The organism is Veillonella parvula (assembly GCF_036456085.1).
GTDB classification, from domain to species: domain Bacteria; phylum Bacillota; class Negativicutes; order Veillonellales; family Veillonellaceae; genus Veillonella; species Veillonella parvula_E.
This window is the reverse complement of the sequence record NZ_CP138632.1, coordinates 1,117,643-1,138,367: the sequence shown is the minus strand read 5'-3', so window position 1 is coordinate 1,138,367 and position 20,725 is coordinate 1,117,643. Positions and strand designations below refer to the sequence as shown.

19 protein-coding genes, 9 tRNA genes and 1 pseudogene are annotated in these 20,725 nt (G+C 39.4%); 26 read left to right on the top strand and 3 right to left on the bottom strand.

Translation table 11 applies throughout. The annotated features are described in order from the left end of the window. Positions 1-206: 206 nt before the first annotated feature. The 15 genes from PK1910_RS05395 to PK1910_RS05325 all read left to right on the top strand — a co-directional run bounded on the left by PK1910_RS05395 (position 207) and on the right by PK1910_RS05325 (position 8,574). On the top strand, positions 207-1,958 hold the full coding sequence (locus PK1910_RS05395) for a 2-oxoacid:acceptor oxidoreductase subunit alpha (RefSeq protein ID WP_004698101.1): 1,752 nt from the start codon (positions 207-209) through the stop codon (positions 1,956-1,958). A gap of 1 nt (position 1,959) precedes the next feature. After that, a complete protein-coding gene (locus PK1910_RS05390) occupies positions 1,960-2,832 on the top strand; it encodes a 2-oxoacid:ferredoxin oxidoreductase subunit beta (protein ID WP_008602530.1) in 873 nt (290 codons plus the stop codon). Positions 2,833-3,037: 205 nt separating this feature from the next. After that, complete coding sequence (locus PK1910_RS05385) at positions 3,038-4,384, top strand: MATE family efflux transporter (RefSeq protein WP_058948081.1); 1,347 nt, start codon at positions 3,038-3,040, stop codon at positions 4,382-4,384. Between the two features lie 107 nt (positions 4,385-4,491). Next, positions 4,492-5,379 carry a prephenate dehydrogenase gene (locus tag PK1910_RS05380; protein WP_058948080.1) on the top strand — a complete coding sequence of 296 codons (888 nt, stop codon included), beginning with the start codon at positions 4,492-4,494 and terminating at the stop codon, positions 5,377-5,379. Between the two features lie 123 nt (positions 5,380-5,502). Further along, a complete protein-coding gene (cobT, locus tag PK1910_RS05375) occupies positions 5,503-6,540 on the top strand; it encodes a nicotinate-nucleotide--dimethylbenzimidazole phosphoribosyltransferase (RefSeq protein WP_058948079.1) in 1,038 nt (345 codons plus the stop codon). Beyond that, positions 6,537-7,655 carry a nicotinate-nucleotide--dimethylbenzimidazole phosphoribosyltransferase gene (locus PK1910_RS05370; protein WP_058948078.1) on the top strand — a complete coding sequence of 373 codons (1,119 nt, stop codon included), beginning with the start codon at positions 6,537-6,539 and terminating at the stop codon, positions 7,653-7,655. Before cobT ends, PK1910_RS05370 begins: the two co-directional genes overlap by 4 nt. Before the next feature lie 200 nt (positions 7,656-7,855). Continuing rightward, a tRNA-Gly gene (locus tag PK1910_RS05365) sits at positions 7,856-7,930 on the top strand. Positions 7,931-7,935: 5 nt separating this feature from the next. Next, positions 7,936-8,011 (top strand) — tRNA-Asn (locus PK1910_RS05360). 3 nt (positions 8,012-8,014) lie between these two features. Beyond that, a tRNA-Lys gene (locus tag PK1910_RS05355) sits at positions 8,015-8,090 on the top strand. A gap of 5 nt (positions 8,091-8,095) precedes the next feature. Then, a tRNA-Glu gene (locus tag PK1910_RS05350) sits at positions 8,096-8,170 on the top strand. Between the two features lie 5 nt (positions 8,171-8,175). Next, positions 8,176-8,251, top strand: a tRNA-Val gene (locus PK1910_RS05345). A gap of 3 nt (positions 8,252-8,254) precedes the next feature. Beyond that, positions 8,255-8,329 (top strand) — tRNA-Gly (locus tag PK1910_RS05340). 7 nt (positions 8,330-8,336) lie between these two features. Then, positions 8,337-8,412: transfer RNA gene (locus tag PK1910_RS05335), tRNA-Asn, on the top strand. Between the two features lie 8 nt (positions 8,413-8,420). Beyond that, positions 8,421-8,495: transfer RNA gene (locus PK1910_RS05330), tRNA-Glu, on the top strand. A 3-nt stretch (positions 8,496-8,498) separates the two neighbouring features. After that, a tRNA-Val gene (locus PK1910_RS05325) sits at positions 8,499-8,574 on the top strand. A gap of 235 nt (positions 8,575-8,809) precedes the next feature. On the opposite strand, the gene PK1910_RS05320 is transcribed toward PK1910_RS05325, so the two are convergent. Then, positions 8,810-9,133, bottom strand: a complete 324-nt coding sequence (locus PK1910_RS05320; RefSeq protein ID WP_058948077.1) for a YnfA family protein — start codon at positions 9,131-9,133, stop codon at positions 8,810-8,812. A gap of 222 nt (positions 9,134-9,355) precedes the next feature. Beyond that, complete coding sequence (locus PK1910_RS05315; protein ID WP_004695178.1) at positions 9,356-10,255, bottom strand: LysR family transcriptional regulator; 900 nt, start codon at positions 10,253-10,255, stop codon at positions 9,356-9,358. A gap of 298 nt (positions 10,256-10,553) precedes the next feature. Here PK1910_RS05315 and rpsD point away from each other — a divergent pair, with 298 nt between their 5' ends. Next, complete coding sequence (gene rpsD / locus PK1910_RS05310; RefSeq protein ID WP_004695181.1) at positions 10,554-11,141, top strand: 30S ribosomal protein S4; 588 nt, start codon at positions 10,554-10,556, stop codon at positions 11,139-11,141. Positions 11,142-11,227: 86 nt separating this feature from the next. Here the strand turns inward: rpsD and PK1910_RS05305 are convergent, their stop codons facing one another. Continuing rightward, positions 11,228-12,433 (bottom strand): MFS transporter, encoded by a 1,206-nt coding sequence (locus PK1910_RS05305; protein ID WP_058948076.1) that lies wholly within the window; start codon positions 12,431-12,433, stop codon positions 11,228-11,230. A 217-nt stretch (positions 12,434-12,650) separates the two neighbouring features. Between PK1910_RS05305 and PK1910_RS10325 the strand changes: the two are divergent. From PK1910_RS10325 to ilvD, 10 genes and pseudogenes are all read left to right on the top strand, one after another. Continuing rightward, positions 12,651-13,029, top strand: a pseudogene (locus PK1910_RS10325) (WapI family immunity protein). A 157-nt stretch (positions 13,030-13,186) separates the two neighbouring features. Continuing rightward, on the top strand, positions 13,187-13,627 hold the full coding sequence (gene rplM / locus PK1910_RS05300; protein WP_004695186.1) for a 50S ribosomal protein L13: 441 nt from the start codon (positions 13,187-13,189) through the stop codon (positions 13,625-13,627). Between the two features lie 20 nt (positions 13,628-13,647). Further along, complete coding sequence (gene rpsI / locus PK1910_RS05295) at positions 13,648-14,040, top strand: 30S ribosomal protein S9 (protein WP_004695188.1); 393 nt, start codon at positions 13,648-13,650, stop codon at positions 14,038-14,040. Positions 14,041-14,245: 205 nt separating this feature from the next. Further along, the gene (fabM, locus tag PK1910_RS05290) at positions 14,246-15,037 is read left to right on the top strand and encodes a trans-2-decenoyl-ACP isomerase (RefSeq protein ID WP_058948075.1); all 792 of its coding nucleotides are present in this window, start codon (positions 14,246-14,248) and stop codon (positions 15,035-15,037) included. A 170-nt stretch (positions 15,038-15,207) separates the two neighbouring features. Continuing rightward, positions 15,208-15,963 carry a 6-phosphogluconolactonase gene (gene pgl, locus PK1910_RS05285; RefSeq protein ID WP_058948074.1) on the top strand — a complete coding sequence of 252 codons (756 nt, stop codon included), beginning with the start codon at positions 15,208-15,210 and terminating at the stop codon, positions 15,961-15,963. Positions 15,964-15,999: 36 nt separating this feature from the next. After that, positions 16,000-16,242 (top strand): Sec-independent protein translocase subunit TatA/TatB, encoded by a 243-nt coding sequence (locus tag PK1910_RS05280; RefSeq protein WP_004695192.1) that lies wholly within the window; start codon positions 16,000-16,002, stop codon positions 16,240-16,242. 14 nt (positions 16,243-16,256) lie between these two features. After that, positions 16,257-16,565 carry a heavy-metal-associated domain-containing protein gene (locus PK1910_RS05275; protein ID WP_021148497.1) on the top strand — a complete coding sequence of 103 codons (309 nt, stop codon included), beginning with the start codon at positions 16,257-16,259 and terminating at the stop codon, positions 16,563-16,565. Positions 16,566-16,633: 68 nt separating this feature from the next. After that, positions 16,634-17,077 carry a cupin domain-containing protein gene (locus PK1910_RS05270; protein WP_058948073.1) on the top strand — a complete coding sequence of 148 codons (444 nt, stop codon included), beginning with the start codon at positions 16,634-16,636 and terminating at the stop codon, positions 17,075-17,077. Positions 17,078-17,093: 16 nt separating this feature from the next. After that, positions 17,094-18,497, top strand: coding sequence for a DASS family sodium-coupled anion symporter (locus PK1910_RS05265; RefSeq protein ID WP_058948072.1), 1,404 nt, complete (start codon positions 17,094-17,096; stop codon positions 18,495-18,497). Positions 18,498-19,031: 534 nt separating this feature from the next. After that, the gene (ilvD, locus tag PK1910_RS05260) at positions 19,032-20,702 is read left to right on the top strand and encodes a dihydroxy-acid dehydratase (protein WP_004695202.1); all 1,671 of its coding nucleotides are present in this window, start codon (positions 19,032-19,034) and stop codon (positions 20,700-20,702) included. The last annotated feature ends 23 nt before the right edge of the window (positions 20,703-20,725 follow it).

The window sequence follows — 20,725 nt, the reverse complement described above, 5'->3', positions numbered from 1 at the left end:
ACTTAAAAAGTGGTATCCTTTTTCTCTTATAATTTTTAGTTATAATACCTTAATTTATACCTATTATTATGTGAAATGATACATTGTAAACCTAAAATATACATGATACAATGACGATATAAGACAGGTTCGTACTATAAAACATTAACATAGTAAGGTAGACTCTTGTCAGCAGTGTAATTTTTATCCTAAGGAGGGTGAATCTCTTGCAAAAACGTAAAGATTTTATCTGGAAAATGGGCGGCCAACAAGGTGAAGGTATCGAGAGTTGCGGCGAAATTATGGCCACAATCCTTGCTAAAGAAGGCTACTCTTTGTATAGCCAACGTTTATTTGCATCTCGCATCAAAGGTGGTCATACTACATTCGCATTGCGCGTAGCATTGGAACAAATTATGTCCATTGGTGAAGGGGTAGACTTCTTGCTTTCCCTTGATCAAGAAACCGTTGATATGCACGGTTCCGAAGTACGTGATGGTGGATATATCATCTGTGATAGTAAAGTTAATCCAGACTTTTCTAAATTTGAAGGTACAAAGATTAATTGCTTATCTTTGCCTATCTCTGAAACAGCAATGAAACAAGGATCCTTGTTGATGCGTAATATCGTAGCACTTGGAATGTCCGTAGCGCTTCTTGGCTTTGATACTAAGATGTTTAAAGATGCTATTACTGAGAAATTTGCAAAGAAATCCCAAGAGATTATAGATAAAAACTTGGCTGCTTTCGATGATGGTCATAGCCTTGTAATGGAAAAGTTAGGCGATGTTGAGATCGATACATTGCCAGCGCCTGGTAAGAAAGATCAAATGTTCTTATTAGGTAACGAAGCATGTGCTCTTGGTGCTATTGCAGCAGGCTCCCGTTTCATGGCATCATATCCTATTACGCCAGCATCCGAAGTTATGGAATACATGATTAAAACTATGGATAAGTTGGGCTCAACTGTTGTTCAAACAGAAGACGAAATCGCAGCATGTATGACAGCTATGGGTGGTGTATACGCAGGTGTTCGTGGCTTTACATGTACTTCTGGTCCAGGCCTTTCCTTGATGGCAGAATCCTTGTCTATGGCTTCCATGGCTGAATTGCCAATGGTTGTTATCGACGTTCAACGTTCTGGCCCATCCACTGGTATGGCTACAAAAGTTGAACAATCCGATATTGATGCAGCTTGCTACAATGCACATGGCGACTACTCTGGTATCGTAATTTCTCCAACATCTATTGAAGAATGTTTCTATGAAATTCAAAAAGCTTTCAACTTGGCAGAAATGTACCAATGTCCAGTTATCTTTATGCCTGACTTACAACAAGGTTTGAATAAACAATCCGTTCCTTCTTTCGATTTGAACCGCGTACCTATTAATCGCGGTAAAATGATGAAAGAAGCTGAGCTTCCTGAATTGGTACAACCTAACTACTTCAAACGCTTTGAATTGACTGAAGATGGCATTTCTCCGCGTACAATTCCAGGCATGAAAAATGGTCTATTCCTTTCCACAGGTTTAGAGCATAATGAAGAAGGTAAACCAGCAGAAGCGCCTACAATGCACGTAGCGCAAACTGATAAACGTTTCCGCAAATTGGAAACTGTAGCTGATAACTATGAACCATTCTTGAATAATGCTAAATACGACGAAGCAGATGTACTCGTTGTAGGTATGGCTTCTAGCCGTGGTGCTATTGAAGAAGCTGTTGCTGAATTTGATCAAGAAGGCGTTAAAGTTAATCACTTACAATTGCGCTTAATTAAACCATTCCCAGCAAAGCAATTACAACCGTTCTTTGATGCGGCGAAAAAAGTAGTTATTGTAGAACACAATAAAACTGGTCAATTGGCTAACTTATTTAAAATCAACATGCATAAGAAACATAAGATTTCTAGCTGCTTGAAATACGATGGTAATCCATTCACAAAAAGTTATGTGAAAAATGCGATTAAGGAGGTCCTATAATATGACAACAGCTAAAGATTACAGAAATGATATTCGTCCTAACTGGTGTCCAGGCTGTGGCCATTATGGGGTTCAAGCGGCGATTACTGATGCTGTAGTAGCGAAAAATATTCCACCAGAAAAATTAGCCGTAATTTCCGGTATTGGTTGTTCTAGCCGTATCGGTGGCTATTTCTATGCTTATGGTGCGCATACAACTCATGGCCGTGCGCTTCCTTATGCGCAAGGCGTTAAGCTTGCTAACCAAGACTTAGAAGTTATTGCATTTTCCGGTGACGGTGATGCGTTTGCTATCGGTATGGGTCACACCATTCATGCTTTTAAACGTAATGTAAACATGACATATGTAGTAATGGATAACCATGTATATGGTTTGACTAAAGGTCAAGCATCCCCTCGTTCTGACATCGGTTTTGTTACAAAAACAACTCCTCATGGTGCGTTTGAGTCTCCATTGTCCGTTTGTGAAACTGCGATTGCAGCAGGTGCTACATTTGTAGCGCAAAGCTATATGGTGAATCGTAAAGAGCTCGTTGATTTGATTCAACAAGCTATGGATCATGAGGGCTTCTCCTTCATCAATGTATTTAGCCCATGTGTTACATACAACAAACGCAATAGCTATGATTGGTTCAAAGAACATTTAGTAGCATTGCCTGAAGGTTATGACCCAACAGATCGTGCAACAGCGCTTAAAACTTTGGGTGATACTGATGGTTTGGTTACAGGCCTTATCTATCAAAATACATCTAAACCTTCCTTTGAAAAAGCAATGGCTGCAGCAAATGGCGGACCACATCCTCGTCCATTGACTGAAGATGTTGTAAAACCTGACCAAGCATTATTTGATAGTCTTTGCAATCAATTTAAATAATATTAGTATCGTACCCATTAGGTAGGATGCTGATTAAAGAAACGTGTCACTTTCGGGTGGCACGTTTTTTGTATGTACTATTTTATGAAAAACTATTTAGTATATTGCTTTCTGCGATTTGTCCCATGTGGTTATATAACGTGATATAATAAGGACATTGTATGATATTCATTGCAATTGTATCGTATTCATTGCAGAGGTTTTTATGAAAGCATACGAAAAGGGGATTAGTCTATCTATCTGGACTTTGAGCTGGCCTATATTTATTGAAGTGTTCCTACAGATGCTAGTAGGTAATATAGACCAATTGATGATGAGTCACTACTCGCCTCAAGCGGTAGCAGCGGTAGCTAATGCCAATCAAATTTTAAATATCTTTATTATGCTCATCATCGTCATGAGTACAGCTACGACGATTTTGATTGCCCAATATTTAGGAGCGAGAAACCAGTCCAAGCTATCAGAGGTATGTACGGTCAGCTTAATGATGAATTTTCTCTTTTCATCTATAGCGGCAGTATTCTTTATTACTTGCCATGAATGGATCTTTACATGGCTAGGTATACCACCAGAAACGATGAGTGATACGTCGATATATACTACTATCGTTGCTGCAGGGCTACCGATACAAGCGATGTATTATGCGTTAGTAGCCGTATTTAGAGGTCACTCATTAACACGCGTTACCATGTACATTGCCCTTGTGATGAATATCATTCATATTCTAACAAACTATGTATTAATCTTTGGACATGGTCCAATACCAAGCCTTGGTGTATTAGGTGTTTCTATTTCAACATGGCTATCTAAAGTCGTAGGGCTCGTGATTATTGGATATACTTTTAAGAAATTATTAACCTTAGAGGTAAACTTTAAATTCTTAAAACCATTTCCGTGGCATACGGTTAAATCTTTATTGCATATTAGTGTTCCTTCTGGTGGAGAAACATTGAGCTATCAATTATCTCAAACTACGATCATGAAAATGGTCAACATGTTAGGCTTAGCAGTTATTAATACTAAAGTTTATGTATCTGTTATCGCCATGCTTTGTTATGTATACACCATAGCGCTATCCAATGCTTCACAAGTTATCGTAGGTTTCCTAATGGGCGCTAAACGCCAAGAGGAGGTTACTAGTCGTGTATGGAAGTCCATGTATTTAGCGATTGCTATTAACGTAGGTCTTGCTACATTCTTCTATGTGACTAGTGATTTTGTTGTATCTGTGTTTACTTCGGCTCCGGAAATCCTAGAGTTAGCACATAATGTATTACTAGTTGAGATCTTTCTTGAGTTAGGACGTGCAATAAATATCGTTATGGTTGGTTGCTTGCAGGCTGCCGGTGATATTCGTACGCCTATGCTAGTGGGAATCTTTGGCATGTGGTTATGCGCCGTGCCATTATCGTATCTATTTGGTATTTACTGGGGGTGGGGCCTTGTTGGTATATGGATTGCCATGGCCGCTGATGAAATCTTGCGAGGTTTATTGTTTATATATCGTTGGTATAGCGGTAAATGGAGAAACAAGCATCTTATCGAAGCTTAATTTCATTCTCCCTAATTTTGATTTACAATTAGCTAAATAATAATGTAATATAACTAGCATTATATTGGAGAATAGACATTGCTAGTTTTACTTGAAAGTAGGTTTATATGAGTAAGACCGTAGGCATTATTGGCTTAGGCCTATTAGGTGGATCCTTGGCAAAGGCCTTAAAGGAATATACAGATTATGAGGTAGTAGGCTATGCACGTCGTCAAGAGGTCTGTGATGCGGCCATTCAAGATGGTGTGGTAAAAGCTGCGTGGACTGAAGTTGAGCCATTGATTAAGAACTCAGATATCGTTGTGTTCTCCTTGCCACCTGATACAAATGCACGACTTTTTACTGAAACGGCTCATCTATTTAGACCGGGACAAGTCGTAACCGATGTATCTAGTGCGAAGGAAAATTTTGTACGAGCCGTTTATGAATCGATTCCTAAGGGGACCGTTTTCGTATCTGTCCATCCTATGGCAGGATCCGAAAAGGGTGGGTATGAAGTATCTCATAAAAACCTATTCAAAGGTATGGGCTGGATCGTGTTAGAAGATAAGGCATCTGATGTATATAGTGAAGAAGTAGCTCAAGAATTAGCTGACATGGGTCGTGCCTTAGGGTCTCGTATCGAGTTTGTCGATATTTATGCTCACGATGCATATCTGGCTATGGTTAGTCATATGCCTCACTTATTGGCCTCTATTTTAACACAAGTTTCGGGAGGCGATGAATTGGGCGAATTACGCATGAAGTTATCTGCTGGCGGTTTCCGTGATTGCACCCGTGTTGCAGGTGGATTACCATCGATGTGGCGTGAAATTATTTATGGGAATCGTCGTAATGTCATTGAAGGGCTCACACAGGTTGAAGCAGAAATTCAACGTGTAAAAAAGATACTTTTACAAGAGGATGACGGTCAAGAATTAGAAATCTATCTTGAACGAAGTCGCGAGATTCGAGGAAAGTTACCGTATTTAACTGGTCAAATCAAGGATAATTAAAATGGCGTAGTTTTGTATCCTATAAGAGAGTAAATGTAACTGAAAAAACATGAAATATATCTAGAATCGTGTATACTATATATCGATATGAGTATGTAAATATATTATGTTAAGGGAGCTTTTATGAGTTTGTTACAAGAAACTTGTGGCGCTATTACAGGTCGCAGCTTAAAGATTGAACAACATATATTTAATAACTGGAATGCAGAATCGCCGGTGGAACTATATGGTCGTCTTGTAGATGTTGTGGCTCAATATGGAGCGGCTACGAATCAAGAGCAGGTAACCGTGCCAAAACCATGTATGATTATTGCTTCTGCGGATCATGGCGTAGCTGATATGGGGGTCAGTGCGTATCCCAAGGAAACAACTGTTGGGATGACACAAAATTACCTGATTCCTAAAGGGGCGGGTGCTAATTCTCTAGCGAATTACTGTGGTGCTCAAATGGAAGTTATCGATATGGGCATTGATGCGGATATGAGTTGGGTTCCAGGCCTTCGTAGTCATAAACTGGGGATGGGTACAAAAAACTTTGTAGAAGAGCCCGCCATGACGCGCGAACAAGCCGTGGAGGGCATCGAAACAGGGATTCGTCTAGTAAAAGAAAAAATCGATGAAGGCTTTAACGTATTTTTGGTAGGTGAAATGGGCATATCAAATACGACAGCTAGTGCTCTTATGACGGCTAAGTTTGCAGGACTTACAGCGGAAGAGGCGACAGGACGAGGAACGAATATTTCCGATGAACGACTTAAACTAAAGCAACGCATTGTTCATGATGTACTGGAGAAATATAAGGATATTCCTAAAGACGATGCCATTGGAATTTTATCTTCTGTAGGTGGCTTTGAATTTGCTTGTATTGTGGGTGTTATCTTAGGCGCTGCAGCAAATCATGGGTTAGTTATTATCGATGGATTTAATACATCGGCTTGTGCATTGGTGGCTAAAACATTGGCTCCAAAAGCGATGGATTATGTGATGGCTTCACATTTATCTGCTGAAAAAGCGGCCAAATCTTCCTTAGAAAATTTAGGCCTTGAAGCCTATGTAGATTTAGGTCTTTGTTTAGGTGAGGCTTCTGGTGGATCCATACAAATGGGGATGCTAGATCTTGCGGTGCATATGTATATGGCCATTACAGGAGGTAATAAATGAGAACTTTCAAAGTTGAGCCGTTAGATACACAAGCAATGGAAACATGTCGATTCCGTATTGATAATTTGACAAAGCCTATCTATAGCCTGGCTATGTTAGAAACTATAGCGGAGCGTTTTGCAGGGATTTTAGGAGACCCTAAACCAAATCATTTGCGTCAAGGTGTGCTCGTTGTGGCAGCTGATCACTTGGTAGATGGACCGCAAAATGATCAACATGGTAGTGAAAGTTATGCTGCTATAAAACGCTTTAATGAGGGAAGAACAGCTACACAAGGGGCTGCAGCTAAATTAAATGCTACAGTACATGTGGTGAATGTAGGTCTAGAACAAGACACTTCTGATTTAACAAATATTGAGCAACAGGTGATTCGGAATGGGTCCCATTTCTTTGGCGTAGAACCTGCTATTTCTCGCGATGAATTAGACCGTGCTATTGAGCTAGGTTTTACCTATGCAGATAAGTTACATAGAGATGGATTACAAGTGGTGGCTATTGGCAATATAGGGGAGAGGACCTTTCTGGACTCTCTTGTAACGACGGCGACAATCACAGGTTGTGCCTATGAGAATATTCTCGTTCATAATGAATATGGCCCTACGATAGAGCAACGCGCTGCTCATATTCATTCTTTTGTAGATCGATTTAATATTTCTGTGGATGATTGGTCTGCTTTGAGTGAAAGCGAGCGCCGTAATGCGGTATTGAACTTGCTTCACGTAGCGGGTGGTTTAGATATTGCATTTTTAACGGCCTTTATCTTAGGGGCTGCTAGCCATCGCATGGCTGTAGTCTTTGATAATATAGTAACTGGTGCAGCTGTTTTAGCGGCGGTTACCATTGAACCGCTAGTTAAGAACTATGTGTTCCCGTCGGCTGCCTATGATGAGCCTATACATGATGAGCCCATACATAAGGAACAATGTCGCTTCTTAGGGGTAAAGCCTTATTTAGACTATAAACTGCTAATTGATGAAGCCTTAGGTTCTACCATGGGCCTATCTGTTATCAATGCATCTATGCATATGCTAAATGACATGAAAACCTTCGTTGAAGCGGAGGTGAGTGTAGCCGAAGATGGGGCTGGTAAAGGTAGACAAAAGGATAAAGAATAACCCGTTTTAAAGGGGGATTGTACCATCGCTCTTTTTCTTATGTGGGCGATGGTCTTTAAACCAATATTTACTAGCATTTTATGGAAAAACCATTGACACTATATGTGTAAATTGATATTATTATATGGCAGTCAGGACGGACTTAATTCATCCTTGACGACAGATTGATAATTATGTTATAGTAATTATCGGTTCTGTATGCGGGAATAGCTCAGCGGTAGAGCACCGCCTTGCCAAGGCGGGGGTCGCGAGTTCGAATCTCGTTTCCCGCTCCATACATTCCTCGATAGCTCAGTCGGTAGAGCAATCGGCTGTTAACCGATCGGTCGTAGGTTCGAGTCCTACTCGAGGAGCCATTTGACTCACTAGCTCAGTTGGCAGAGCACCTGACTTTTAATCAGGGTGTCCCGCGTTCGAGTCGCGGGTGAGTCACCATTTCTGGCCCGTTGGTCAAGCGGTTAAGACACCGCCCTTTCACGGCGGTATCCCGGGTTCGATTCCCGGACGGGTCACCACATATGGACGATTAGCTCAGCTGGGAGAGCGCCTGCCTTACAAGCAGGATGTCGGCAGTTCGATCCTGTCATCGTCCACCATTTGCGGGAATAGCTCAGCGGTAGAGCACCGCCTTGCCAAGGCGGGGGTCGCGAGTTCGAATCTCGTTTCCCGCTCCATAAACATTCCTCGATAGCTCAGTCGGTAGAGCAATCGGCTGTTAACCGATCGGTCGTAGGTTCGAGTCCTACTCGAGGAGCCATTTTTATTGGCCCGTTGGTCAAGCGGTTAAGACACCGCCCTTTCACGGCGGTATCCCGGGTTCGATTCCCGGACGGGTCACCACATGGACGATTAGCTCAGCTGGGAGAGCGCCTGCCTTACAAGCAGGATGTCGGCAGTTCGATCCTGTCATCGTCCACCAAAGCAAACGGTTATCTTCGGATAGCCGTTTTTTTAGTATGTAAAAAATACATATGGTCATGTAGATAAATAAAGGAGTACAACTGTTATAGTTGTACTCCTTTTGCTGTAATGCTTATATAGTTTTATGTAAAAAATATATAGTTGCTATGGTTGTACTTTCAAAATATATAGTTAGTTATTGTTATATCTAAAAAATATAAATTTTATTATAGTTATATCTGGAAACTACATATTTACCGTGGCGCATACATGATGATATATACACCTACGAGACATACAAGACCGCCGATGATATCGTACATATCTGGTCGTAAGCCATCCACAAGCCAGCCCCATAGAATAGAGAGGGCAATGAATACGCCGCCGTATGCTGCGTATACTTTCCCAAAGCTAGCTTCTGGCTGGAAGGTAGGGATGATGCCATATAAGAATAAAATAAAAGCACCTGCGATTAGGTAAACTAGACCTTTGTCGTCACGCATGTAGAGCCATACGAGATAGCCGCCACCGATTTCCGCAAGTCCTGCTAGTATAAAGAATAGAATAGATAAGAGCATAGTAACCTCACTGTATTCTTACTGTATTAATTGAAATCTATTCTCTATTGTACAACCTGAGTTAGAAGAGAGCAATTATTTTATATCCTTAGACTATTAATCGTTTAGAGTGAAAGAGAAAATTTACTTAAATATAGATTTTAGTAGTGATGGAATTGAGTCGTGTTGTGAATATAATAAAACCCCGTACACCTAAAAAAGTATACGGGGTTTTGTTATTTTTTATAAACGTGGTGGTGATTCGCTTTGTACATAATCCATGAAGGTATGCATAGTTTCTGTTTTAGAATTATTCTTCTTAAATGCGAAGCACACTTGTAGTTTGAATGGTTTTTCTAAAGGTACAAAGCCATCATTGATGTTTAAAGAACTTAAAATTTGGCGTGCTACGATGCAACCAGATTTATTCTTTTGACAGTAGTCGATCATTGTATATGGATTGGATAGACGGCTACCGCGGATATGTAGGTTTTGTTGACCGTTCCCAACATAGTTTTTTAATGTGCGATACATAAAGTATTTAGGTGGATACATGAGCAGTGGTTGTTGCTGGATAGCTTTTAAACTGGCTGTTTCCATACCGTTCACTAAGTTTGGTGCATAGTATACAAATTCGTCTTCTCTAAGCGCGGTGGATTCGTATGCGGACATATCCTTATTATTAGGTAAATAGAGTAATGCAATATCGATGCGGTTTTCTCGCAAGTCGAGCATCAATTCTTCTTCTTCCATATCGTAAATACTAACAGAGAATTCAGGATGGTTTTGGAAGAAGTGGGAAACGTAACCGTTTAGACGGATATCCCCAAGACTACGTAATACGCCAATGTTTAGAATTGGGCGTTCAACCTTGCTAGCTAAACGAATGGATTGGATAGCGCGTTCCAATGTGTCGAGAACTTGTTCTGCTTCTGGTAGGAACAACTCACCTTCTGGTGTTAAACGGCTACCTCTTGTAGAACGGGAGATTAATTTCACACCAACTAAACGCTCTAATTTTTTCATTTGAGCGCTGAAAGCTGATTGTGTAATATTCATAGATTGTGCAGCTAATGTAAAGCTTCCTGTTTTATTATAGGTAATAAAACTTTGTAGCTCTTGCATTGTAGGTAACTCTTTCATGTTATTCCCCCAACTTAGACATAAGACTCCAATGATACCTATTACCTTACTTATTCATATTGTAGCATACTATAATTGATTTTTCATCTAAATCTATAAAATATGATGAAACATGCACAATCGATATAGTGCGTCGTATTATCGTAAAAAAGTGTAATTAAAAATTGTGATTATGCACTTATTTCAATGACTTTCACAAGTATCGATAATTGACATAACTAGATGAAAATGATATTATACTTGGGTACCATTATGTGTAGGTACAGGTTTATTTTTAATCTTATGAGGTGATAATCACATGGCAACGAGAAGAGAGGCTCGATTCAAACTTTGTCGTCGCTTTGGTGTGAACGTATTCGGTCACGCAAAAGCCTTGAATCGCGTCAAAAAAGACCAACGTCAGAAAAAAATGTCTGAGTATGGCACACAATTATTAGAAAAACAAAAAGTTAAAGCTTACTACAACTTGCTAGAACGCCAGTTCGTACGCTATTATGATAAAGCGAAAAAAATGCAAGGTGTTACAGGTCAAAACATGTTGATCCTTTTGGAACAACGCCTTGATAACCTTGTATATCGCATCGGCTTTGGTAACTCCATTCGTCAAGCTCGTCAAATGGTAAACCATGGCCACATCTTGGTAAACGGTCGTCGCGTAGACATTCCTTCCTTCTCCTGCAAACCAGGCGATGTAATCGAATTGCGCGAAGCATCTCGTGATAACGAAATGTTCAAAACTAACTTCCAAGAACTTCGTTCTTTCGAACTTCCTTACATTGAAAAAGACTTGGAAGGCTTCAAAGCTACTTTCACTCGTCTTCCTCAACGTGAAGAACTTCCTATCGAAGTTAACGAAACACTTATCGTCGAATTGTACTCCAAATAATTTGGCGCTATTGCCCGCAGTGCTATGCACTGCGGGTTTTTGTATGTTGTGGGTATTGTTTATAAAAGTAGAGCTATCATAAAAAATTAAATTTTAGAGTTTAATCGAGTATAACCTATTATAATAGCAGTGCTTATGATTATTCCAAATCCACATATAAAAAATATATCATGTAAAGGTAATACATTTGCTAAGCTTGTAAATATAGTTATTGATAATATTGATCCAATAGAAAAACCTGTACTTACAGAACCGCTAGCTAATGTTAACTCTTCCTGTGAAAAAATAGATTGTATATATGCATGGACTAAAACAACGGCTGTAAATAATAATATTTCAGATATGCTATATAGAATATAAAGTTCTTCTATTGTTTTTATATAACCTATGCAAAAAATACTTCCCCCATATAGTAAAAAAAGAGGAAACAAAATCTTTTTAAAACTCGTTACTAAGTTAATGGTGAAATATTTAGCAAGAATTCCAAAAACAATGAATGATGCCAGCCTAGAGATTGTTTGTGTATATCCATACTGACTATCAGTTAAATGTAAGATATCTTTAATAAATATTAATAGTAGAATCGGAATACACATATAAAATATTCTAGCTAATATACCCAAATAAACTATAAAATTAATTTTTTTGTTTAGGAATAATAATTTATATCCCTTTATTAAAAGTTGAATTCGATCATATATGTTTTGTCTAATAGTTTTTTGGGAGATAGTTGAGTATGATTGTATTTTCACATTTCTATTTAATTGATAAAGTAGGTAGGCTGAAATAATATAAGTAATTGCATCAATAACGAATACCATCGTTAAAGAGTAATTAATTATAACGCTAAATAATAAGGAACCACTTATCAATGCAAAACGATTAATAGACCGGAGCAGTGCATTAAATTTGACTAGATCATTTGTAATATTAGGTATAAAAGAAAGTCTAGCGATTCCTAAAATTTTATTATTAAAACCTATAAGAAAAGCTATGATATATACTAGATAAAGGTTATCTATGAAAATAAAAATTAATAATATAAAACCCGAAACTATTTCAGGAACTACCATAGACCACATTAAGCCTTTTTCTTTTACAAGTATCCCTAAAAATGGGCCTAATAACATTCCAACTAATAATGTTGCTATCGTAACTGCCCCTGTATTAAAAGGACTGTGGGTGGTATTAAATATATATGTTATAAAGCCTAGTGTTGTTGCAGTGCTTCCCATTGTTGAAAAAAATAGAGCACTATTTAAGAGAAATGAGTTTTTATTTTCTAGATTCATATTATCATCTCCTAGATTATAGAAGTACAGATATAATATGTGTTGTTTTACAAAATCTAAATTAAACTTTTATCAATTTTTGATATTATATATTCATAATTCTATATAAATATATAAATTTCCTGCACAATATAAAGTTATATGTAATATAAGTAGGTTTTTGCTAAGGCAAGATAATAAAGGGGACTATTCATTCTTTATTATTTAGAGGAGATTAATGGATTTTATACGTGTTGAGTTAGAAGAAAAATATATTGCTGATGTTGAGTCTCGAGAGGAGTGTATTGCCTTTAGTGTGTATATTAAAAGTGGTGATTTTTCCGGACGAGGCACATTTGTTTATACTGTAAATCAATTTAGACAATTAATCAGTCAACTCAAAATTAATATATATTACATTAGATGGAGAGGTTCGTATTGCTTATGATGATTCGGATGATTATGTCCATATTATATGCAAATCATATGGACATATAAAAGTAGACGCTCAATTGGGAGGTAGTTGGCGTGATAATTGGGTTAAACTTGTTCTTAATACTGATCAGACCGTATTGAATGAGGTAATACAGCAATGTAATTCTATATTAAAAAATTAATTTGATGATAGCGTATAACTACTAAATTTTAATTGACACAAACCCATAAAATCTGTATACTATTTTGAGTAAGCTTTAGTCGTGTTTCCATTAGCCCCGGAAGCAAAGGACAAGCTGATTTTGGTAGAATTATGACGTTATTAGGAGGATATGCAGCATGAAAACTACATATATGGCCAATCCGAACACAATCGAACGGAAATGGTATGTTGTTGACGCTGAAGGTAAAACTTTAGGACGCCTTGCTGCCGAAGTTGCAAAAGTTCTTCGGGGCAAAAATAAACCAACTTTCACACCACACGTAGACACTGGTGACCATGTGATCGTTGTAAACGCAGAAAAAATTCGCGTAACTGGTAAAAAATTGGAACAAAAGGAATACTTCCGTCACTCTGGTTACCCAGGTGGTTCCCGTTTCACTAAATTGTCCATGATGCTTGAAAAACAACCTGAACGTGTTGTTGAAATGGCAGTTCGTGGCATGCTTCCAAAAAACAAATTGGGTGCACAACAATACCGTAAATTAAACGTATACGCTGGCCCTGAGCATCCACATGCAGCTCAAAAACCAGAAGTGTTAGAAATTTCCGTACGATAATCTAGAGGGAGGAATATATAATGGCAGTAGCACAATATTACGGCACTGGTCGTAGAAAATCTTCCGTTGCTAGAGTTCGTCTGGTACCGGGAACAGGTAAAATCACTGTTAACAAACGTGAACTTAATGATTATTTCGGTCGCCAAACTTTGGAATTGATCGTAAAACAACCTTTGAACTTGACTAACACAGTTGAACAATATGATGTTATCGCAACTGTAGCTGGTGGTGGTCCTTCCGGTCAAGCTGGTGCAATTCGTCACGGTATTTCCCGTGCGTTATTGGACGTAGATGGCGAACTTCGTCAATCTTTGAAAAAAGCTGGCTTCTTGACTCGTGACCCACGTATGAAAGAACGTAAAAAATACGGTCTTAAAAAAGCCCGCAAAGCAAGCCAATTCTCCAAACGTTAATATTGGGAATACAGGATATTACACCTGCAGACAATGTCTGCAGGTGTTTTTGCATCATATATAGTTTTTAACTTAGATTATATTTATCTTAAGTTTTAATTCATAGGATTATTTAATTCTATCATTTACACAGACATTTAATTCTCCTATAATAGAGATATAATCGAATTTTTTCGAAAATAGATTTTCATATAGGAGAACTCATATGATTTATAATACAATTCAGTACGTAGTGGACAACGGCATTGGTACGTTGACCTTTAATCGTCCGACGGTAGCCAATGGTTTTAATATCGAGATGTGCAAGGAGATTCTTGAGGTTTTAGATAAAGCTCATAATGATGAAAGTGTTCGTGCATTGCTTATCAATGCAGAGGGGAAGGTGTTCTCTGCGGGTGGCGATTTAACAGAGATGGAGCGCGCTGTAAACGAAGGGGATACTGAGTCTTTATTTGAAATCGTTGAGCTAGTAGCTGAGATTTCTATGGCTATGAAGAAGTTACCAAAACCTGTTATCATGAGCCTTCAAGGGGCTGCAGCAGGTGCTGCCTTCAATATGGCTTTGGCGGCAGATTTTGTTGTAGCTGCTAATAACGTACGCTTTATTCAAGCCTTTGTAAATGTTGGCCTTGCTCCTGATGCAGGCGGTTTATTCTTGTTGACGCGTTCTATTGGTATGAACCGTGCTATGCATATTGTCATGACCGGTGAAGCCGTATCTGCTGAAAAGGGTAAGGAACTTGGCTTTGTGTATAAGGTTTGTGAATTAGAAGATTTAGAGACTGCTACAAGACGCCTTGTTGAGAAGTTGGCAAAAGGGCCTGCACAATCTTACCGCGTTATGAAGGAAATGATGTGGAATAGCTTCTTAGCGGGTTGGGAAGAGTACAAGAAGTTTGAAGTAGAGAACCAATGTAAATTAGGTCTTTCAGAGGACTTCAAAGAAGGAGTCCGTGCGTTTACAGAGCGTCGCCGTCCTAAATTTGGTCAACAATAATATTGATTTATGAATATACGGAATGGAATTTCCTGTAATTCATAAGAAAATACAAATATAATTAGAACCGATGTGGCTCCAACTATTGAGTTACATCGGTTTTGCTTTCATTACACAGAAAAAGTGTATATAATAGAACTATTGAAATAGTTTTAGGAGGTCATTATTACATGGCTCAAGATACAATTAAATGTTATGACAGCCCTAGCGATGTAGTTCAAGCATTGGCAGAGGATTTTATTGCTTTTACCAACGAGGAAATCAATCGCACTGAAACGTGTGTTGTTGGTATTACGGGCGGGACTGTTATTAATGGTTTATTAGAATTGCTTAATTCCCCAGAATATATTGAACGCCTAAATTGGGAACGCATATTCTTTGTGTGGACTGATGAGCGATTCTTGCCGCAATCTCATGAGGATAATTACTTCAATCGCGTGAAACCTTACTTGTTGTGTAAGGCGAAAGGGGCGGCTCATTTCTTGCCAATTAATACAGATTCTAAAACTGTAATAGAAGCGGCAGCGGAATACGAGAAAGAGGTTAAGAATGTTCTCAAGGCTTGTAAAAAAAGTGGACTAGATTTGGCATTGCTCGATCTTGGCGAAGATGGTCATACAGCCGGTCTATTTGCAGGTTCTCATGCATTGCGTGTCACAGATCAAGAGGTGGTAGCCGTTGAGGATGGAAAGGTATGGGAACGTATTTCTATGACCTTTTCGTTCTTAGCAAAATCCGATGCTATTTGGTTTACCGTAACTGGTGAAAGTAAGCGAACTGCTTTGACAAAGGTATTGTATCAACGCGAAGATTACGAGGATTTACCTTGGGAAAAACGCATTGGTCGTGTATTGCCTGGAGCGGTGCTTTCACAAGAAGCCATGACCTGGTATGTGGACAAGGCAGCCTATGATGATGTACACTAAAGAGTATAAGTAGTAGTAAAAATAAAGGAGATACATATGGGGTCTATAGGAACACCTGAATTAATAGTTATATTAGTGATTGCTCTAGTTATCTTCGGACCTGGTAAATTGCCTGAAGTCGGTAAAGCTATTGGTAAAGGCATCAATGAGTTTAAAGATGCTATTTCGGGGCCTAAAAAGGCTGTTGATGAAACGAAAGAAGCCGTTAAGAAAGCGACTACTATCGATGTGACAGCAGGGGCTAAGAACGACGATAAACATAAAGAAGCTAACGATTAATAGGAGGTAACACTATGTGCAAAGATTGTGGTTGTGGCGAAGATAATGGCGTTGTAACAAAGGTATTTACTGTACCGGGGATGATGTGCAACAACTGTAAAGAAACAGTTGAAGGTGCATCTCTAGGTTTGCCTGGTGTATTAAGTGCAGAAGTAGATTTGCCAGAAAAGACTGCTACTGTTTCTTTTGATCCAACAAAAGCATCTGTAGAAGTTATTACAAAAGCCATTGAACGAACTGGCTTTGAAGTGGCAGGCGTTGCAGACGGTGTACAAAAACATAGTCATGGATTACTAGGCACTTTGAAACGTCTCTTCAAATAATCGAACCGATGGAGCTGTATTGAAACCTTGTTTCGATGCAGCCCTTTTTTGTTTAAAGAGGTAATACGATGATACGTAAGTTTGATGCTAAAAATTTTAAGTGGGATGGTATCGAAACCTTGGTGTATAAGCAAGATGGTAGTCCTTTTAAAGATGTAACACGTCAAGTATTATACGATGGGGCTTATGATATTCCATGTCAATTCCGCTATTTTGAATGCTTGCCTGGGGGCTATTCCACCTTAGAATATCATGAGCATACTCATATGGTTATGATTTTCCGTGGTAAGGGGCAATTGTTATTAGGCGATGAGATTCATGATGTAAAATCTGGCGACTTTATCGAAATTCCCGGTAACACAATCCATCAATTCCGAGCTAATAAAGGGGATTATATTGGATTCCTTTGTTTAGTTAATCAAGATCGAGATAAGGTAAAATTATTATCCCCTGAAGAAATGGATGCGTTAAGAGCAAATCCTAAGATCAAAGAATTTTTGGAAAGTTGTTAAGCCTAATGGAGGTTCTATGAATACTTTTACACGAGCGGCCCTTACCGTTTTAGTGGGCCTCGTCATTTGGTTTTTACCTCATACAGAGGCAATCAAGCCGGAAGGTTGGCATTTATTAGCTATCTTTACGGCTACTATTGTGGGCTTTATATTGCGACCTTGGCCAACGGGCATTATGGCGCTTTTTGGTATTGTTGTAGCCGTAGCCACTAACTCCATCACTATGGTACAGGCACTAGGTGGCTATGCAGAAGCGAATGTGTGGCTTATCGTAGCAGCCGTATTCTTTTCTCGCGGTATTATTAATTCTGGCCTTGGCAAGCGCATTGCGTACACCTTGATTCGCTCCTTTGGCACAAGCTCATTAAAGCTTGCCTATGCTTTGGCTTGTACAGATTTGATTATTTCTCCAGCTACACCATCTAATACGGCGCGTGGTGGTGGTATCGTATTCCCCATCGTACAAAATATTTCCTTAGCATTTGACTCTGAACCATATGGTAATACGGCTCGCCGCATTGGGGCGTACTTGATGACGACGGCACATACTATTAACACCATTACAGTAACGATCTTCTTGACTGCATGTAGTGGTAACTTGCTTATTACGTCCTTAGGTGCTAAACTGTTTGGCTATGATATATCTTGGTGGGAATGGTTCCAAGCCGGTGTGATTCCTGGTGTGATTTGTATGATTTTGATGCCTTGGTTTATCTATAAAATCTATCCACCAGAAATCAAGGAAACACCAGAGGCTGCAGCAATGGCTCAAAAAGAACTAGATGCTCTTGGACCTATTACGAAGGCTGAAATTTCTGTTGCCATTATTTTTGTTCTTTGCATCTTGCTTTGGGCTACAGCGATTTGGACTAAGCTTCATCCTACAGTTGTTGCGATGATGGGGGTTCTGGCGTGTGTTGTAACAGGCTCTCTTACGTGGGAGGATATTTTGGGTGAACGAACCGGTTGGGATATCCTCATCTGGATGGGCACGCTTGTGGGCATGGCTGGGTTGCTTGGTAAACTCGGTGTAGTAGCTGTCTTTGCAGATTTTGTAAGTCAACATTTAGCTGGCTTTGACTGGTTCTGGGCGTCCTTTATCATTTCCGCTACCTTTGTGTACTCTCAGTATTTCTTTGCCAGTGGTACGGCGCGTATTACGGCTCTGTTCTCCGCCTTTGCAGCCATTTTAGTGGCGATGGGGGCTCCTATTCCGTTTACGATATTGCTCTTTGGTTTGATGAACAGTCCTGGCTGTACATTGACTCACTATAGTTCGGGTGTAACACCGATCTTCTTTGGTGCTGGCTATGTGCCACAAGGTACGTGGTGGCGCGTAGGCCTTGCTATCTCTGTGGTGAGCTTCCTCATTCATTTCTGGGGCGGCACCTTTGGCATGTGGCTCTTTGGTATTTTATAATATATTCAATCCCTCACTACGGTGAGGGATTTTTCTTGTTATATCTATATTTTTTATACCTTACTAGGTTTGCTATAGTTTTTGGGTATGGTGAACTTCACAAAAAACTATGATGAATCTATAGAATTTATTGTGAATTATCTTGCGCGGGATAATATAACGTGTTATTATTATTCCGTGATTAATATTACAGAATATTTTAGGAGGAAACATGTTAGGTTTAGTCATTAGCTTATTGATTATTGCGCTAGTCGTGATTATTAATGACATTCGAATTATGAACAACAACTTAACACGTTTTTGTCTTAGAAGTTCCGCGAATGGTTTAATATACAATCAATAAGATTTGACTATATGGTTTGTTTCTTATGTGTATTTATTCCAAGGGGTACATAGGATTATTTATGTATATAGGAATTCTGTAAACAAAAGGAATATCATTTGTAAACTTTTAAGACGATTCATTGGAATCGTCTTTTTTTATGCGTCGTGAAAGCTGTCCAAGTGGATGCTTTCAAAAGTGAGGAGATTAACATGAGTTGTAGAAGTGACAATTTGAAAACAGGCGTAGCACGTGCACCACACAGATCTTTACTAAAAGCTCTAGGTTTTGTTGATGAAGAAATGGGTAGACCCGTCATCGGTATTGCCAACTCTTTCAATGAAATCATCCCTGGTCACGTAGGCCTGAAAAATATTGTACAAGCCGTAAAAGACGGTATCCGCAACGCAGGTGGTGTGCCAATCGAGTTCAATACTATCGGTATTTGCGATGGTTTGGCAATGAACCATATCGGCATGAAATACTCCTTAGTTACACGTAATATCATTGCAGATTCCATCGAAGCTACTGCTATGGCTACACCATTCGATGCGATGGTATTTATTCCAAACTGTGATAAGGTAGTGCCAGGCATGTTGATTGCAGCTGCGCGTCTTAATATCCCATCTGTATTCGTGTCTGGTGGGGCTATGCTCGCTGGTGTACATAAAGGTAAAAAGATTGGTTTGTCCGACGTATTCGAGGCCGTAGGCAAACATCAAACTGGTGAAATGGATGATGCTGAGTTAGCCGATATCGAAAATACGGCATGTCCTACATGTGGCTCTTGCTCTGGTATGTATACAGCAAATACAATGAACTGTTTAACAGAAGCTCTCGGTATGGGCCTTCCTGGCAATGGTACAATCCCAGCGGTATATTCTGAACGTTTGCGCTTAGCTAAATTAGCAGGTATGCAAGCGGTAGAGGTATTAAAAGCAAACCTTCGCCCTAAAGATATTATGACTCGTGAAGCCTTTGAAAATGCGGTAGCTCTTGATATGGCTTTGGGTGGTTCCTCTAATACGGCGCTTCATTTACCGGCTATTGCTCACGAAGCAGGTGTACCATTATCCTTAGACGATTTCGATCGCATCGCTCAAAATACACCTCAATTATCTAAATTATCTCCATCTGGCGTATATTTCATTGAAGACTTGTACGCTGCAGGTGGTGTATCTGCCGTGTTGAAACGTTTAGCAGAAAATGGTCGTCTTCATACAGATTGCAAAACTGTTGCTCTTAAAACACAAGGTGAAATTGCAGCGGCCGCTCATGTTGTGGATGAAGATGTTATTCATCCATGGGATAATCCAGTACATGAAACTGGTGGTATCGCGGTTCTCAAAGGGAACCTTGCTGTAGATGGTTCCGTTGTAAAAGCCGGTGCCGTAGATGCAGATATGCTTGTTCACTCTGGTCCAGCAAAGGTATTCAACAGCGAAGAAGAAGCGGTTGAAGCTATTACGGGCGGTAAAATCGTAAAAGGTGATGTTGTAGTTATCCGCTACGAAGGCCCTAAAGGCGGTCCTGGTATGCGTGAAATGTTGACTCCAACATCTATGATTGCTGGTATGGGCCTAGATAAAGATGTAGCTTTGTTGACAGATGGACGCTTCTCTGGTGCGACTCGTGGTGCATCCATCGGACATGTATCTCCAGAAGCAGCTGCAGGCGGTACCATTGCTATCGTTGAAGATGGTGATATTATCAACATCGATATTCCAAACGGTAAATTGGAACTAGCTGTATCTGATGATGAAATCGCTCGTCGTAAAGCTGCATTGAAACCATTCAAATCCAATGTAACTGGATATCTTAAAAAATACGCTCTTCACGTATCCTCTGCTGCACAAGGTGCTATCGAAGTATTTGAAGACTAATACTCGACTTTCATTTAATACTA

Excerpts from the sequence above, each read along its gene's own strand:
- PK1910_RS05275 (WP_021148497.1), top strand. The coding sequence starts at position 16,257 with ATGTGCAAAGATTGTGGTTGTGGCGAAGATAATGGCGTTGTAACAAAG.
- PK1910_RS05265 (WP_058948072.1), top strand. The coding sequence starts at position 17,094 with ATGAATACTTTTACACGAGCGGCCCTTACCGTTTTAGTGGGCCTCGTC.
- pgl (WP_058948074.1), top strand. The coding sequence starts at position 15,208 with ATGGCTCAAGATACAATTAAATGTTATGACAGCCCTAGCGATGTAGTT.
- fabM (WP_058948075.1), top strand. The coding sequence starts at position 14,246 with ATGATTTATAATACAATTCAGTACGTAGTGGACAACGGCATTGGTACG.
- PK1910_RS05370 (WP_058948078.1), top strand. The coding sequence starts at position 6,537 with ATGAGAACTTTCAAAGTTGAGCCGTTAGATACACAAGCAATGGAAACA.
- PK1910_RS05280 (WP_004695192.1), top strand. The coding sequence starts at position 16,000 with ATGGGGTCTATAGGAACACCTGAATTAATAGTTATATTAGTGATTGCT.
- rplM (WP_004695186.1), top strand. The coding sequence starts at position 13,187 with ATGAAAACTACATATATGGCCAATCCGAACACAATCGAACGGAAATGG.
- PK1910_RS05390 (WP_008602530.1), top strand. The coding sequence starts at position 1,960 with ATGACAACAGCTAAAGATTACAGAAATGATATTCGTCCTAACTGGTGT.
- rpsD (WP_004695181.1), top strand. The coding sequence starts at position 10,554 with ATGGCAACGAGAAGAGAGGCTCGATTCAAACTTTGTCGTCGCTTTGGT.
- PK1910_RS05270 (WP_058948073.1), top strand. The coding sequence starts at position 16,634 with ATGATACGTAAGTTTGATGCTAAAAATTTTAAGTGGGATGGTATCGAA.
- cobT (WP_058948079.1), top strand. The coding sequence starts at position 5,503 with ATGAGTTTGTTACAAGAAACTTGTGGCGCTATTACAGGTCGCAGCTTA.
- PK1910_RS05305 (WP_058948076.1), bottom strand. The coding sequence starts at position 12,433 with ATGAATCTAGAAAATAAAAACTCATTTCTCTTAAATAGTGCTCTATTT.
- PK1910_RS05380 (WP_058948080.1), top strand. The coding sequence starts at position 4,492 with ATGAGTAAGACCGTAGGCATTATTGGCTTAGGCCTATTAGGTGGATCC.
- PK1910_RS05385 (WP_058948081.1), top strand. The coding sequence starts at position 3,038 with ATGAAAGCATACGAAAAGGGGATTAGTCTATCTATCTGGACTTTGAGC.
- PK1910_RS05320 (WP_058948077.1), bottom strand. The coding sequence starts at position 9,133 with ATGCTCTTATCTATTCTATTCTTTATACTAGCAGGACTTGCGGAAATC.
- PK1910_RS05315 (WP_004695178.1), bottom strand. The coding sequence starts at position 10,255 with ATGAAAGAGTTACCTACAATGCAAGAGCTACAAAGTTTTATTACCTAT.
- ilvD (WP_004695202.1), top strand. The coding sequence starts at position 19,032 with ATGAGTTGTAGAAGTGACAATTTGAAAACAGGCGTAGCACGTGCACCA.
- rpsI (WP_004695188.1), top strand. The coding sequence starts at position 13,648 with ATGGCAGTAGCACAATATTACGGCACTGGTCGTAGAAAATCTTCCGTT.